The 15433-nt window shown below is 38.9% G+C and carries 17 protein-coding genes; 11 read left to right on the top strand and 6 right to left on the bottom strand.

The features are described from left to right. Positions 1-215 precede the first annotated feature (215 nt). The 8 genes from sspA (at position 216) to Q0O89_RS08965 (ending at position 6042) form a co-directional block, all read left to right on the top strand. The gene (gene sspA, locus Q0O89_RS09000) at positions 216-854 is read left to right on the top strand and encodes a stringent starvation protein SspA (protein WP_135709535.1); all 639 of its coding nucleotides are present in this window, start codon (positions 216-218) and stop codon (positions 852-854) included. Further along, positions 854-1312, top strand: coding sequence for a ClpXP protease specificity-enhancing factor (locus Q0O89_RS08995; RefSeq protein WP_273314607.1), 459 nt, complete (start codon positions 854-856; stop codon positions 1310-1312). Before sspA ends, Q0O89_RS08995 begins: the two co-directional genes overlap by 1 nt. A gap of 183 nt (positions 1313-1495) precedes the next feature. Beyond that, complete coding sequence (gene ribE, locus Q0O89_RS08990) at positions 1496-1969, top strand: 6,7-dimethyl-8-ribityllumazine synthase (protein ID WP_273384463.1); 474 nt, start codon at positions 1496-1498, stop codon at positions 1967-1969. Between the two features lie 5 nt (positions 1970-1974). Further along, positions 1975-2397: a transcription antitermination factor NusB gene (gene nusB, locus Q0O89_RS08985; RefSeq protein ID WP_135709538.1), complete on the top strand. Its 423-nt coding sequence runs from the start codon at positions 1975-1977 to the stop codon at positions 2395-2397. A 63-nt stretch (positions 2398-2460) separates the two neighbouring features. Next, complete coding sequence (locus Q0O89_RS08980) at positions 2461-2946, top strand: phosphatidylglycerophosphatase A (protein ID WP_293731393.1); 486 nt, start codon at positions 2461-2463, stop codon at positions 2944-2946. Then, a complete protein-coding gene (locus Q0O89_RS08975) occupies positions 2943-3569 on the top strand; it encodes a homoserine/threonine efflux transporter (RefSeq protein ID WP_273396329.1) in 627 nt (208 codons plus the stop codon). The genes Q0O89_RS08980 and Q0O89_RS08975 overlap by 4 nt, the downstream gene beginning before the upstream one ends. 20 nt (positions 3570-3589) lie before the next feature. Beyond that, positions 3590-4402: a 4-hydroxy-tetrahydrodipicolinate reductase gene (dapB, locus tag Q0O89_RS08970; protein ID WP_293731392.1), complete on the top strand. Its 813-nt coding sequence runs from the start codon at positions 3590-3592 to the stop codon at positions 4400-4402. A gap of 182 nt (positions 4403-4584) precedes the next feature. After that, a complete protein-coding gene (locus Q0O89_RS08965) occupies positions 4585-6042 on the top strand; it encodes a DASS family sodium-coupled anion symporter (protein ID WP_293731391.1) in 1458 nt (485 codons plus the stop codon). A 1-nt stretch (position 6043) separates the two neighbouring features. On the opposite strand, the gene yfaE is transcribed toward Q0O89_RS08965, so the two are convergent. From yfaE to hemL, 3 genes are all read right to left on the bottom strand, one after another. After that, a complete protein-coding gene (yfaE, locus tag Q0O89_RS08960; protein ID WP_293731390.1) occupies positions 6044-6301 on the bottom strand; it encodes a class I ribonucleotide reductase maintenance protein YfaE in 258 nt (85 codons plus the stop codon). A 71-nt stretch (positions 6302-6372) separates the two neighbouring features. Then, a complete protein-coding gene (gene nrdB / locus Q0O89_RS08955; RefSeq protein WP_293731389.1) occupies positions 6373-7503 on the bottom strand; it encodes a class Ia ribonucleoside-diphosphate reductase subunit beta in 1131 nt (376 codons plus the stop codon). A 75-nt stretch (positions 7504-7578) separates the two neighbouring features. Next, positions 7579-8859, bottom strand: a complete 1281-nt coding sequence (hemL, locus tag Q0O89_RS08950) for a glutamate-1-semialdehyde 2,1-aminomutase (protein WP_293731388.1) — start codon at positions 8857-8859, stop codon at positions 7579-7581. Between the two features lie 131 nt (positions 8860-8990). Between hemL and wecA the strand changes: the two genes are divergently transcribed. After that, positions 8991-10064 carry a UDP-N-acetylglucosamine--undecaprenyl-phosphate N-acetylglucosaminephosphotransferase gene (wecA, locus tag Q0O89_RS08945; protein WP_293731394.1) on the top strand — a complete coding sequence of 358 codons (1074 nt, stop codon included), beginning with the start codon at positions 8991-8993 and terminating at the stop codon, positions 10062-10064. 54 nt (positions 10065-10118) lie between these two features. Here the strand turns inward: wecA and Q0O89_RS08940 are convergent, their stop codons facing one another. The 3 genes from Q0O89_RS08940 to Q0O89_RS08930 form a co-directional block, all read right to left on the bottom strand. Then, positions 10119-11057: a bile acid:sodium symporter family protein gene (locus Q0O89_RS08940; RefSeq protein ID WP_293731387.1), complete on the bottom strand. Its 939-nt coding sequence runs from the start codon at positions 11055-11057 to the stop codon at positions 10119-10121. Positions 11058-11198: 141 nt separating this feature from the next. After that, positions 11199-11753, bottom strand: a complete 555-nt coding sequence (gene pgsA, locus Q0O89_RS08935; protein WP_293731386.1) for a CDP-diacylglycerol--glycerol-3-phosphate 3-phosphatidyltransferase — start codon at positions 11751-11753, stop codon at positions 11199-11201. A gap of 123 nt (positions 11754-11876) precedes the next feature. Beyond that, positions 11877-12908: a branched-chain amino acid aminotransferase gene (locus Q0O89_RS08930; protein WP_293731385.1), complete on the bottom strand. Its 1032-nt coding sequence runs from the start codon at positions 12906-12908 to the stop codon at positions 11877-11879. 433 nt (positions 12909-13341) lie between these two features. Here Q0O89_RS08930 and Q0O89_RS08925 point away from each other — a divergent pair, with 433 nt between their 5' ends. Next, entirely contained in the window at positions 13342-14229 is an 888-nt protein-coding gene (locus Q0O89_RS08925; RefSeq protein ID WP_293731384.1) for a transcriptional regulator GcvA, read from the top strand. Then, complete coding sequence (gene rlmM, locus Q0O89_RS08920; RefSeq protein WP_293731383.1) at positions 14226-15317, top strand: 23S rRNA (cytidine(2498)-2'-O)-methyltransferase RlmM; 1092 nt, start codon at positions 14226-14228, stop codon at positions 15315-15317. The genes Q0O89_RS08925 and rlmM overlap by 4 nt, the downstream gene beginning before the upstream one ends. The last annotated feature ends 116 nt before the right edge of the window (positions 15318-15433 follow it).

The following is a 15433-nucleotide window of genomic DNA, read 5'->3' as shown; positions in this document are numbered from 1 at the left end:
TTTTATATTTTCGTTTATATTCAAGAAATTGCAGTCCATTGGGCTGCAATTTTTTTTATATTTTTTGTTTAAGAAATTGAATAATCCATCCTAAGGGGTTGAAAGTACCTATGTGATTTGTGGTAAAATAAGCACGTTTTTTAACTCGAAATTTTAGATATTAAACAGCAGGGTTGTAAAGCTGTTAATTGCATTTTACATCAGCGGAGGAATAGATGACCAGTGCGGCAAATAAACGTTCAATAATGACTCTTTTTTCTAATAAATCAGATATTTATTGCCATCAAGTGAAAATTGTTTTAGCGGAAAAAGGCGTTGCTTACGAAACGGAAAATGTCGATCCCAATGCTGTGCCTGAAGAATTAATGGAATTAAACCCTTATGGTACGCTTCCGACTTTGGTGGATCGCGACTTAGTGCTATTTACTTCACGTATCATTATGGAATATCTTGATGAACGCTTTCCACACCCCCCTTTAATGCCGGTTTATCCTGTGGCGCGTGGTAAAAGCCGTTTGTTAATGTTACGCATCGAGCAAGACTGGTATCCAACTTTAGCGAAAGCAGAAAATGGTTCGGAAGTCGAACGAGCAGAAGCCTTGAAGCAATTGAAAGAAGAATTACTTGCGGTTGCTCCAATTTTTAATCAATATCCTTACTTTATGAGTGAAGAATTTGGTCTGGTGGATTGTTATATCGCACCATTATTGTGGCGTTTAAAAGAACTTGGCGTAACTTTTACTGGCGCAGGCAGCAAAGCCATCAATGGTTATATGGATCGTGTTTTTGGACGTGATTCATTTATGCAATCTATTGGTAGTGCAGCACCAAAAAATTTAATGGATGACAAATAATGGAATATAAATCTACCCCTAAACGTCCGTATTTATTGCGAGCCTATTATGATTGGCTATTGGATAATAATTTTACCCCTTATTTAGTCGTAGATGCGACTTATTACGGTGTGGATGTCCCGCAAGAATATGTTAAAGATGGGCAAATTGTCTTGAATTTATCACCTGGTGCTGTGGGTAATTTAGCACTTGGTAATGAGACCGTTGAGTTTAGCGCGCGCTTTCAAGGTATTCCTCGCGCATTGTACATTCCTATGGGCGCGATTCTTGCCATTTATGCACGTGAAAATGGCGATGGCGTGATGTTTGAACCTGAGGCGATTTATGATGAGCTAGATAAATCTCAAACAGGCCCAGCTAAAAGTGCGGTGGAAAAAACACAGGAAAAACCAAAGGCGGAACCGAAAAAAACAACGGCATCGTCAAAAACAACATCCCACTTGCGTATTATTAAGTAGGTTGGTTTATTAAAAAATAAATAGCTCCTATGGAAACGCCACGAAAATTTCGTGGTGTTTTTGTTTACTTTGTAGAGAATTGAGCAACTAAGTCACAAGGAAAGCCAAAGATAACAGCTGATAGAATGTTTTTTTTGTGCTAGAATTCGGCTCAATTTATCCCTATGTTTAAAAGGAAATAATATGAATGTTTTAGAAGGTCAATTAAGCGCACCAAATGCAAAAATCGCCGTGGTAGTCGCTCGTTTTAACCATTTTATTAATGATAGCCTAGTTGATGGGGCTGTTGACGCATTAAAACGCGTAGGACAAGTTAAAGAAGAAAATATTACTTTAGTGAAAGTACCGGGTGCGTATGAATTACCTTTAGCGGTTCGCCGTTTGGCGGATACGAAAAAATTTGATGCGATTGTGGCATTAGGTACGGTTATTCGTGGCGGTACAGCGCATTTTGAATATGTTGCAGGTGAAGCGAGTAGTGGTTTAGGTCACGTGGCACTTCATTCAGATATCCCCGTGGCGTTTGGTGTGTTAACTACTGAAAATATTGAGCAAGCTATTGAGCGAGCTGGAACGAAAGCAGGTAATAAAGGCGCAGAAGCCGCATTAGTTGCTCTTGAGATGGTAAACCTTTTAGATCAAATCAACGCGGCGTAATGAATATGGCAGAGAAAAAAGTAAGCCCACGCCGCCGCGCGCGTGAATGTGCAATTCAGGCATTATATTCTTGGTATGTATCACAAAATGATGCGGCTGAAGTTGAGTTATCCTTTGTGACAGAACAAGATTTAAAAGGTGTTGATGTTCCTTATTTTCGTAAATTGTTCCGTGGTGCTGTGGCAAATTTAGATAGTGTTGATGCTACCATGGCGGAATTTTTAGACCGCGCGTCAGAAGAACTAACGCCAATTGAAAAAGCGATTTTGCGTTTAGCCGTTTATGAACTCAAATTTGAGTTAGATGTACCTTATAAAGTGGTTATCAACGAAGCGATTGAATTGGCGAAGACCTTTGGGGCGGAAGATAGCCATAAATACATTAATGGTGTATTAGATAAAGTCGCGCCTGCGTTGGGTCGCAAGTAATATCTTATAAAGTGGGCAGGAATGTCCACTTTTTCTATTTCAATATTGATGTTTTAACATTCCATGACAGAAAATCCGTTATCACGTATCCGTTTAAAAAATCCGGTCCATTTTTTAGCTGTTGGATTAGGCTCAGGGCTGATTCATCCTGCACCCGGCACTTGGGGAAGCTTGGCGGGTTTAATTATTGGTGTGCTGTTATTGCCGATAATGGGCAATATTTCTTTCGCTATTTTGACCGCACTTTCTTTTGCTTTAGGCTGTTATTTATGCCAAAAAACGGCCGATGATATGGGCGTTCATGATCATGGTTCAATTGTTTGGGACGAATTTGTTGGGGTATGGATTTGTTTATTATTTATCCCCGAAATTAATTGGTATTGGAGCTTCATTGCCTTTGTGGTTTTCCGTTTTTTCGATATCCTTAAACCTTATCCCATTAAAATTTTTGATGAAAAATTAGAAAATGGATTTGGCATTATGATTGATGATGTTTTAGCCGCCATCTATGGGGTGATTGTTATTGTTGGATTAGACGTATTATTATGATCAATCTCATCATTGTTCATCTATTTGGTTTAATGACACCAGGGCCTGATTTCTTTTATGTGACACGAATGGCGGCCAGTAATTCCCAACGAAATACTGTTTGCGGTATTATCGGTATTACGTTTGGCGTGGCGATTTGGGCGTTGGCGGCAATGTTAGGGTTGGCGATTTTATTTGCTACGACACCTGCATTACACGGCATTATCATGATGCTCGGTGGAAGCTATTTGATGTATATCGGCTTACAAATGGCAAAAAGTCGAACAAACGCTGTTTTTGAAGCTGCTAGTGAAAAGGAATTAAATCAAAAGACAAGTATTAAAAAAGAAATCTTAAAAGGATTATTCGTTAATCTGTCTAATGCAAAAGCGATAGTCTATTTTTCTAGTGTTATGTCTTTGATATTAATAAATATTACTGAATTATGGCAAATGGGATTAGCCTTATTTATTATTATTGTAGAAACGTTTGTTTATTTTTATTTGCTTTCACTTTGTTTCTCTCGCCCATTCGCCAAACGTTTTTATAGCCAATATAGCCGTTATATTGATAATGTGGCAGGGATTATTTTCTTAGGTTTTGGTGCTTTTTTAGTTTATAGTGGTTTTACAGAATTTAACTGATCATTGAAAAGGAAAAAAATATGACATTAAAAATTGCTGTTGTCGGTGCCGGTGGTCGTATGGGACGCCAATTAATTCAAGCGGTATATCATACTGAAGGTGTGGAATTAGGTGCGGCATTTGAACGTAAAGGATCTTCTTTAGTCGGTGCTGATGCCGGTGAATTAGCCGGCATTGGTGCTATTGGCGTGAAAGTTGCAGAAGATTTAAATGCAGAAAAAGAGAAATTTGATGTGATTATTGACTTCACACGCCCGGAAGGTTCTCTTGAGCATATTAAATTTTGTGTGGAAAATCATAAAAAACTTGTTTTAGGAACAACAGGCTTTGATGATGCAGGTAAAACCGCCATTAAAGCAGCCGCCGAAAAAATTGGGATTGTGTTTGCATCAAACTATAGCGTTGGCGTAAATTTGGTTTTCAAATTATTGGAAAAAGCGGCAAAAGTGATGGGCGATTATTGTGATATCGAAATTATCGAGGCTCATCATCGTCATAAAGTTGATGCGCCATCTGGTACGGCACTTTCAATGGGCGAACATATTGCTAAAACTCTAGGTCGAGATCTAAAAACACACGGTGTTTTTTGTCGTGAAGGTATTACCGGTGAGCGTAAACGCGATGAGATAGGTTTTTCTACTATTCGTGCAAGCGATGTTGTGGGGGAACATACGGTTTGGTTTGCCGATATTGGTGAGCGAGTAGAAATTGCACATAAAGCATCAAGTCGAATGACTTTTGCTAATGGTGCTGTACGCGCAGCAAAATGGATTTCAACGAAAGAAAATGGTTTATACGATATGACAGATGTTTTAGATTTAAATAATTTATAATAAAGTGCGGTTATTTTTATATTGGATTTAAGCGCAATCGTTTTGCTATTGAGCATTCTTTATTACTCTTTATGGGTATGTTAGACTGCAGGCGGAATGATGATAGCTCAATAGGCACATTCGTTTTATTGTGGGGAATATCATTCGATATTCCCTTTTTTATTTTGTCGGAGAAAAGTAAGATGACAACCCAAACAAAACCCACTATCGAAGTAAAACTCGGCTTTAAATGGCAGGGTTTACTTCTTGCTATTTTAGTAGGATTGGCGATTTGGCTTTGTCCAACGCCTGAAGGTTTGACAGCAAAAGCATGGGGTATGCTCGCATTATTTGTGGCAACTATTGTCGCGATTATTGCTAAAGCGATGCCAATGGGAGCCGCAACATTAGTTGCTTTAGTTGTGAGTGGATTAACTGGACTAACCCCTCTCTCAGCTAAACAAGGTGAAGTGGGTATGCTTTCGGGTTTTGCCAACGGCACAATCTGGCTCATTGGTATTGCGATGTTCTTATCTCGTGCGGTAATCAAAACTGGATTAGGTAAACGTATTGCTCTTTATTTTGTGGCTCGTTTCGGTAAAAAAATGATGGGTGTGGCTTATGGTATGGCATTAGCCGATGTGGTGATTGGTCCGGGTATTCCATCTGCATCAGCACGTGGCGGTGGTATTATGTACCCGATCATGCAATCTATTGCGGATGCGTACGATTCAAAACCAGGTCCAACAGCACGTCGCGCGGGGGCATTTTTAGCCATTGCAGTGTCACAAATTGATACCATTGTTTGTACGATGTTCTTAACCGCGATGGCGGGGAACCCATTAATTGCAGAGCTAGCCAAAGGGCAAGGTGTAGATATTACTTGGATGACATGGTTTTTAGGTGCGATTGTCCCTGGGATTATCAGCTTAATTGTGTTGCCTTATTTTGTTTATTTGATTTATCCGCCAGAGTTAAAAGATACGCCTAAAATGGCTGAAATGGCGCGTGATGAATTAAAAAATATGGGACCGATGAGCAAAGCAGAAATTATTCTTGCACTTGATTTCGTTTTACTGTTATTCCTTTGGACTGTCGGGGATTTGGTTTTCCATATTCCGGCAACGGTTTCAGCCTTTATCGGATTAGTCATTTTGCTCTTTACTAATATTATGACATGGAAAAATATCGTTGAAGAAACTACCGCTTGGGATACGATGTTTTGGTTTGCTGTGTTAGTCATGATGGCGAATGCGTTGAATAAATATGGTGCAATTACTTGGGTATCAAACCATATTGCTGGTTCTGTCGGCGTATTTAGTTGGCCAGTAGCATTTTCAATATTAGTATTAGTTTATTTCTATACTCGTTATTTCTTTGCTTCTGCAATGGCACATATTTCAGCTATGTATTTAGCATTCTTAGCCGCGGCTATCGCTGTCGGTACACCGCCAATGATCGCAGCGATTGGTTTAGGTTATACATCAACCTTATCAATGAGTTTGACCCAATATGCAGGTGGTCCTGGTCCGGCATTATATGGTTCAGGTTATAATAGTACAGGACAATGGTGGGGTGTAAGCTTTATTGTTTCTATTGTCTCGTTAGTCATTTGGTTTGGTGTTGGTGGTATTTGGATGAAGATGCTTGGTTGGTGGTAATTTAGAGCTCTAATTCAAGATCCGTTTCAACCTGACAACAACAAAGCAAAATTTCGTCAGGATTAAGAAAGGCAAGGGGATGTTCTTTATAAGAGACCTTGCCTTTTTTCATTTTGACACGACAAGAACCACAATAACCGCTGCGACATTGGTATTCATGTGTTATGTCATTTTTCTCCAAGGTTTCAAGTAATGAAACTTGATTGGAATGTGTCAAAATCTGAGCAGATTGTAATAATGTGATTTGATAGATTTTCATCGCTTTCCAAAAAAATAAAAAGTGCGGTCAAAAAATATCAAGATTTTTAACCGCACTTTGTTTAATGGCTATTACAAGTCAAAGTCGCCAAAATCGCTCGTATCGACTTTTGAGTCAATTTGTCCCACAAGGTAAGAACTCACTTCCACCTCTTGCGGTGCAACTTGTACATTGTCTGAGACTAACCACGCGTTAATCCAAGGAATTGGGTTAGAACGTGCTTGGAACGGCAACGGTAAACCAACGGCTTGCATACGGATATTGGTGATATATTCTACATATTGCACCAAAATATCTTTGTTTAAACCGATCATGGAGCCATCTTTAAATAAATAATCCGCCCAAGCTTTTTCTTGTTCTGCGGCGGCAACAAATAAGTCGTAAGCCTCTTGTTTACATTCTTCCGCAATTTCGGCCATTTCAGGATCGTCTTGCCCTGCCGCCATAATATTCAAAATATGCTGGGTACCTGTTAAATGCAAGGCTTCATCACGAGCAATAAATTTGATGATTTTCGCATTACCTTCCATTAATTGACGTTCCGCAAAGGCAAATGAACAAGCAAATGATACATAGAAACGAATGGCTTCTAGTGCATTAACGCTCATAAGGCAAAGATAAAGTTGTTTTTTCAGATTACGCAATGAAACCACAGATTCCTTGCCATCTACAGTATAAGTCCCTTCACCATATAAACCATAAAGTTGGCTGTCACGAATTAAATCATCATAGTAACGTGAAATATCTTTTGCACGTTTAATGATTTCTTCATTAGTCACGATATCATCAAAAACGATAGAAGGATCGTTGACGATATTGCGGATAATGTGAGTATATGAGCGGCTGTGGATGGTTTCGCTAAATGTCCAAGTTTCGATCCAAGTTTCTAATTCAGGAATGGAAACTAAAGGCAATAATGCCACATTTGGACTACGGCCTTGAATAGAATCCAATAGCGTTTGATATTTTAAATTGCTGATAAAAATATGTTTTTCATGTTCTGGTAATGCGGCGTAGTCAATACGATCCTGTGAAACATCCACTTCTTCCGGTCGCCAGAAAAAAGAAAGTTGTTTTTCGATCAGTTTTTCAAAGGTTTCATATTTTTGTTGATCGTAACGGGCAACATTAACATTTTGACCAAAGAACATAGGCTCTTTGAGTTGATCGTTTTTGTTTTGGGAGAAAGTTGTATATGCCATAAAAATCTCGTAATAATTGATAAGAAAGTTTGGTTATTCTACCAAACTTTCATAAAAACAAAACAGCTTAATCAGTTACAATTGCGCAAAAGCCATATCCGCTGCGGCTAAAGTGCGGTCAATATCCGCATCAGAATGCGCAAGTGACATAAAACCAGCTTCAAAGGCAGAAGGCGCAAGATAAACGCCTTGCTCTAACATTAAATGGAAGAAACGGTTAAATTTTGCAGCATCACATTTCATGACTTCTTGGAAATGAGTGACCGCACTTTGCTCGGTAAAGAATAAACCAAACATACCGCCTACATATTGTACACAGAATGGTACATGATGTTTATCAGCCAAAGCTTTTAAGCCTTCCGCTAACTTTTGCGTTTTAGTCGCTAAGATTTCTTCATTGCCTTGTTTGGCTAGTTCCGTTAAACAAGCCAACCCAGCCGCCATAGCAATCGGATTACCTGATAGTGTGCCGGCCTGATAAACCGGGCCGGTTGGGGCAATGTATTCCATAATTTCACGTTTGCCGCCAAATGCACCTACAGGCATGCCGCCACCAATAATTTTACCTAAGCAAGTTAAGTCAGGTGTGACGCCATAATAAGATTGCGCACCACCTAGAGCGACTCGGAAACCGGTCATCACTTCATCAATAATAAAGACGGCGCCATATTGGGTGCAAAGTTCGCGAAGTCCTTGTAAGAAACCTTCTTGTGGTGGAATGCAATTCATATTGCCTGCAACAGGTTCAACGATTAAGCAAGCAATTTCTGTTGGATATTGCTCAAAGGCTTGTTTGACGGAGTTTAAATCATTATAAGTGCAAGTTAAGGTATGTTTTGCAAAATCCGCTGGAACTCCGGGGCCACTTGGTTGACCTAATGTTAATGCGCCAGAACCTGCTTTGACTAATAAACTATCGGAATGACCGTGATAACAACCTTCAAATTTTATGATTTTATCGCGTTTGGTGTAACCGCGAGCTAAGCGAATGGCTGACATGGTCGCCTCGGTGCCTGAACTGACCATACGGACCATTTCAATGGATGGTACTAATTTACAAACCAATTCTGCCAAAGTAATTTCGCCTTCTGTGGGCGCGCCAAAACTTAAACCGTTCGGCACTGCTTTTAATACGGCATCTATAATGGCAGGGTGGTTATGTCCCAAAACCATAGGGCCCCAAGAACCTACGTAATCAATATATTGTTTACCATCGGTGTCTGTAATGTAAGCACCAGCAGCTTTTTGAATAAATACAGGGGTGCCGCCTACGCCTTTGAAAGCACGAACAGGTGAATTTACACCACCAGGAATAACTTGTTGAGCACGATTAAAAAGTGCGGTTGAATTTGACATGATTTTTTCCAAATTTTTTGCTAAAAGTCCGTCTATTGTACTCTAAAAATCCATATCTTAAAATGCTACTTTATGGTATGCTTTGGCACGTTTTATCAAACAAATCACTTCTAAAATAAGGCATTAAAATGTTGTGGCTTAGTTTTATTTTTACCTTCATTGTTTCTTTCTCGACCATTGTGGCAATGCGCCCCGTGGCAGAAAAAATAGGCTTAGTGGATAAACCGAATTATCGTAAACGTCACCAAGGTGCGATTCCTTTACTGGGCGGTGTTTCATTATTTATGGGCAACCTGTGCTTCTATATTTTCCAATGGGATCAGATGCGTTTGCCTTGGCTATATTTATTTTCGTTAACCGTATTGCTGATTATTGGTTTATTGGATGACCGTTTTGACCTGAGTGCGGCTTTGCGCGCAGTGATTCAAGCTGGTTTGTCTGTTGCGATGATTTATTTTGGTAAATTATCCCTTGATAATTTAGGGCAGATTATTGGGCCATTTCAAGTAACACTTGGTGCTGTTGGTTTTGTCATCACAGTGTTAGCGACCATTGCTGTCATCAATGCATTCAATATGATTGACGGTATAGACGGATTACTTGGCGGGTTATCAAGTGTAGGTTTTGCTGCAATGGGAATTTTGTTGATTATGGATAATCAATGGGATCTTGCGGTTTGGTGTTTTGCCTTGATTGCGGCATTAATTCCTTATTCAATGTTCAATCTGTGTATTCCTTTTGGTAAGCAATATAAAATTTTTATGGGCGATAGCGGAAGTACCTTAATCGGGTTTACGATGATCTGGATTTTGCTATTAAGCACTCAAGGGCATGGCCACCCCATGAACCCTGTTACAGCGTTATGGATTATTGCTATCCCATTAATTGATATGATCGCCGTTATTTATCGCCGTGTACGTAAAGGCAAAAGCCCATTCAAACCAGACCGTTTACATGTTCATCACTTAATGGTTCGGGCAGGATTAACTTCTCGTCAAGCTTTTCTTGCGATTACCGCATTTGCCGCATTATGTGCTACCTTTGGTATTTTGGGTGAAGTATTTTATGTGAACGAATGGTTGATGTTTGGTGCATTTATTCTTTTATTTTTCTTGTATCTTTATTCCATTACAAGAGCATGGCGTGTCACGCGTTTTATTCGTCGTATGAAGCGTCGGGCTTCACGTAAGAAAGCCATTCAATAATCAATAAAAAAACGCTTAACCTTTTGGCTAAGCGTTTTTTGTATTCAGCGTTTATTAGGCTTTATCGTCATTTTTAATATTCGAGAAAATATTCGCCAAAATTGGACCAGATACATTGTGCCAGAAACTAAATACTGCACTTGGCACCGCAGCAATCGGGTTGAAGTGTGCTGCAGCCAGTGCGGCACCTAAACCTGAGTTTTGCATCCCCACTTCAATGGAAACTGCTTTGCTATCAGCAATATTCAGCCCTAATAATTTTGCCGCAAAAAAGCCAACTAAATAGCCTAAACAGTTATGTAAAACCACAACACCAAAGATTAATAAACCTGATTCCGCAATTTTGTCTTTACTGACGGCAACCACTGCAGCCAAGATTAAGACGATTGAAATAACGGATACTAATGGCATCGTTTGACTGATTTCGGTGATTTGTTTTTTGAATAAAGCACGTACTACTAGACCTAAGAAAATCGGAAATAGCACCATTTTTAATACCGAAATAAACATTCCCGTAGCATCAATCTCTAACCATTGGCTTGCTAAAACATAGAAAATAACAGGTGTTAGTAGCGGAGCAAGTAGGGTAGAAATAGTCGTACAAGCAACAGAAAGCGCGGTATTTCCTTTAGCTAAATAGGTCATTACATTGGATGATGTACCGCCGGGGCATGAACCGACCAAAATCACACCAATAGCGAGATCAGCAGGTAAATCAAAACACTTCGCTAAAACAAAGGCAATAGTAGGCATAATAACAAATTGCCCCACAACACCAATAAACACTGATTTAGGATGCTTGAAGACTTCGCCAAAATCGTTGAAAGTTAGTGTAATTCCCATTCCAAACATGACAATACCAAGTAAGTAAGGAATATAAGGGGCAAATTGTTTATAGGTTTCTGGAAATTGAAATGCAAGATAAGCAAATAACAGTACCCAAATGGCAAAGGTTTTACTTGCAAAGTTGGTTATTTTTAATAAGGTTTGCATAGTGTAGTCCTATATGTAAAGTGAGAAAAAGGAGAGTTAAAATAGTATACTTCTTTAGTAAGAAAAAGTGCGGTTAAAATCAAAAGTATTTTCCAAAAATAAAGGACGGAATATCACTCCGTCCCATAAAACCTATCTTAGTTAATTGAGATCGTCTAAGAGCGATCCTTTCGCGGCTTTTAGATATTGAAGCATTGACCAAACCGTTAATATTGCCGCGATGTAAAGTAAAATAAAGCCTGTAATTTCCATCCAAGGTGCTTGCCGCCAAAGTAATCCACCTAGTGCTAACATTTGTGCTGTTGTTTTAACCTTCCCAATCCAAGATACGGCAACAGTGGTGCGGCTACCAATTTCCGCCATCCATTCACGCAATGCGGAAATAATAATTTCCCGAGCAATCATGACAATAGCCGGTAATGTCACCCAAAAGGCGTGATAATATTCTACAATTAAGACTAAAGCAGCGGCTACAATCACTTTATCCGCAACAGGGTCTAAGAATGCGCCAAATCTTGTTGTTTGCTTCCATTTTCTTGCAAGATAGCCATCAAACCAATCCGTGATCGAGGCGATGAAGAATATTGCTGTTGCGGCAAAAGGAGACCAGCTCACAGGCAAATAAAAAGCAATGATAAAAAAAGGAATGAGTATTACACGGAATAGGGTAAGAAATGTTGGAAAATTCAGCTTCATAATGAAATGCCATATTAAGTCAGGTTGTGACATTTTAAACGATATTTTGCTAGTTGAGAATGGTCTTTAACTAACTTTACAAAACAATAAAAAAAGCACGCCGAAACGTGCTTATCAAAATAATTATGCAACTTTTACGATCCACCCCTCGGGCGCTGGTTTATCACCAAATTGAATACCTGTAAGTTCTTCGTAAAGCTTGCGTGTAATAGGGCCTACTTCCGTTTCCGAATAGAACACATGGAAATGATCTTTGTGCTGAATGCCGCCCACTGGTGTGATGACCGCTGCTGTACCACAAGCACCCGCCTCCACAAATTGGTCTAATTGATCAATATAAACATCCCCCTCAATGGTTTCCATGCCAAAACGTTCTTTCGCGATATGTAAAAGAGAATATTTCGTGATACTTGGTAAAATAGATTCAGAAATTGGCGTAACAAATTTATTGTCTTTGGTAATAGCAAAGAAATTCGCTGCACCGACTTCTTCAATTTTAGTGTGAGTTTTCGGATCTAAATAAATTGCATCAGCAAATTTACGTGTTGCCGTACCTTGTTCCGCAGCCAATTCATGCGGTAATAAACTTGCTGCATAGTTACCACCCACTTTTACACCCCCCGTACCCATAGGAGCAGCACGATCATAATCAGTAGTGATAAAGTTAGATGGAGCTAAACCACCTTTAAAATACGCACCTACAGGGCAACAGAATACAGAGAAAATATATTCAGGTGCGGCCTTCACACCAATATTTTCACCTACACCAATTAAGAATGGGCGTAAGTATAAAGTTGCACCTGAACCATATGGACCTAACCATTCTTGGTTTGCTTTAACAACTTCGGTACAAGCACGAATAAATAATTCTGTTGGAACAGGTGCCATTAATAAACGTTCGGCCGTTTTTTGCATGCGTTTGGCATTTTCATGAGGACGGAATAAATTAATGGAGCCATCTTTGCAGCGATAAGCCTTTAAACCTTCAAAGCATTGTTGTCCATAGTGGAGAGCAGTTGAACCTTCGTGAATATGGAGTGTATTATCTGTAGTAAGTTTACCCTCGTCCCACTTACCGTCTTTCCAATGTGCAATGAAGCGGAAATCCGTTTTAATATAACTAAATCCAAGGTTATTCCAATCAAGATCTTTCATTTTTATTCCTTACAGCGTCATTTGAGTTTAAAAAACTTTGTCAAATATACGCCATTCTGATTGGCTTGAAAACAATTATTTGCGTTTTTTACTCGGTATTGTGATAGAATTCAGACATAAAAAAACACCGTACAGAGAGTACGGTGTTTAGAACCCAAAATCAGGTCAAAAATATACAGGAAGTTAAATCGCTATTTATTCCGGAAAATAAATAACGCTGTTTGGTTTCCCAAACAATATGCAAACACAACATAATACTTAACTAAGAATAAATTCTTAATCAATTAAGGAATTACCAATCATTAAGTATGTGGATATTATAGAAATGCTGTTTGAAATAGACAAACGAGAAATACTTATGTGATAGATTAGAAAAACTAATCTGAAAGAAATCAATTCATTATATAATAAAAAAAACAGAATGGAAAGAAAAATGTTTAAACGTTTGCCCCCCTTGAATTCATTGAAAGCTTTCGAACGTGCGGCAAGAAATTTAAGTTTTACAAAAGCAGCAGAAGAGCTTTATGTTACGCAAGCAGCAATTAGCCATCAGGTTAAATTATTAGAAGATTTTTTAGATGTGGAACTGTTTGTGCGCAAAAATCGCGCTCTTGAATTAACTCCTCAAGGGGAGCGTTATTATGCGGAAATTTCCCCATTACTTTATCAAATTGCCGAAGCTACACAAAAAATGCGTCAAAATCGACCGCACTTAACTGTCTGTGTGCCACAAACTTTTGCAAATCATTGGTTAGTGCCGCATTTGGGATCCTTTAATGCCCAATATCCTGAAATTGATGTTCGGATTAAAGCGGCAGATCATGATGATAATTTGCTTAATGCGGATACGGATATTGCAGTATATTATGGGCGTGGAGATTGGAAAGATGTTCATATAGATGTACTGTCTTCTCAGCAGTTAGTGATGCTCGCCTCGCCTAAATTACTTGAGAGTATTCCGGTCAATAGCAAAGAGGATTTACAAAAACATCATCTTATCCATATTCACACCCGTGATAATTGGAAAATGATCACAGATTACCTCAATATTACATCGCTAGATACACAGCAAGGGGTTGTATTTAGTCATACATTTATGGGCTTGCAAGCGGCAATTCATGGGCAAGGTATTGTGATTGCCAACCGTATTTTAGCCCAACAAGAAATTGACTATGGGCATTTACAAGTTGTGTTACCAACAGAATTAAATGATCCTAAATCATTTTTTGTTGTGAGTGATATTAAAAATGATCATAATCCGACTATTCGCGCATTCCGTGAATGGATTTTGAAGACGATGGAGCAGGATACGAGTAAATGAATAAATTAGCCTTATATTGTCGTATTGGTTTTGAAAAAGAAGTTGCAGCAGAAATAACAGATAAAGCCGCAGAACTTGGTGTATTTGGCTTTGCAAGAGTTCAAGAAAACTCGGGTTATGTTATTTTCGAATGCTATCAAATCGGAGAAGCGGATCGTCTTGCACGAGAAATTCCCTTTAATCAACTTATCTTTGCTCGTCAAATGGTGGTGGTTTCTGATTTGCTTACTGAATTATCACCAGAAGATCGTATTAGCCCAATTATTGCAACATTTAAAGATACTCAATTGCACTTAAATCTTAAACATAGCACGGAAATTTGGGTCGAAACGGCCGATACGAACGAAGCGAAAGAACTCTCAACATTTTGCCGGAAATTTACTGTTCCCTTGCGTCAAGCAATGAAGAAACAAGGTTGGTTAAGTTTTAAAGAAGTCAAAAAAAGTGGTATTACCTTGCATTGTTTCTTTGTGCAGTCTAATGCTTGTTATGTGGGTTACTCTTATAACAACAATCATTCCGCATATTATATGGGCATCCCTCGTTTGAAATTTCCAATAGAAGCACCAAGCCGTTCAACTTTAAAGCTAGATGATGCAATTTTGACATTTATTCCAAAGGAAGAGGAAACAAAACGTTTTACAGAAAATATGATAGGAGTAGATCTTGGTGCTTGCCCCGGTGGCTGGACCTATCAATTAGTGCGTCGTGGTTTATTTGTGTATGCCGTTGATCATGGCAAAATGGCTGCAAGTTTACATGATACGGGGCGTATTGAGCATTGTTCCGAAGATGGTTTTAAATTTCAGCCTCCGAAGCGTAAACGAGTGGATTGGTTAGTGTGTGATATGGTTGAACAACCTAGCCGTATTGTGGCCTTAATGGCTAAATGGTTGGTTAACGGTTGGTGTCGAGAGAGTATTTTTAACTTAAAATTACCAATGAAAAAACGTTACGTGGAAGTACAACGTTGTTTACAAAATTTAGCCGATCAATTAGAACGCCATGGTTTAAAATTTCGAATACAGGCGAAACATTTATATCATGATCGTGAAGAAATTACGGTTCATGTGCAAATTAAAGACTAATAACAAACCCCGAAAGGTATTTCGGGGTTTGTGCTTTTGTGGGCAATTTTTATTTTGGTGAATATTAGGGTCTGTTTATCTTTCAATAAAAGGCTGCGGCGGAGCTTATTTTTTGC

Origin of the sequence: uncultured Actinobacillus sp. (assembly GCF_945915845.1) — a bacterium.
Taxonomy (GTDB): domain Bacteria; phylum Pseudomonadota; class Gammaproteobacteria; order Enterobacterales; family Pasteurellaceae; genus Exercitatus.
The sequence above is the reverse complement of the archived record's forward strand: the minus strand, read 5'-3'. Positions and strand labels throughout refer to the sequence as shown.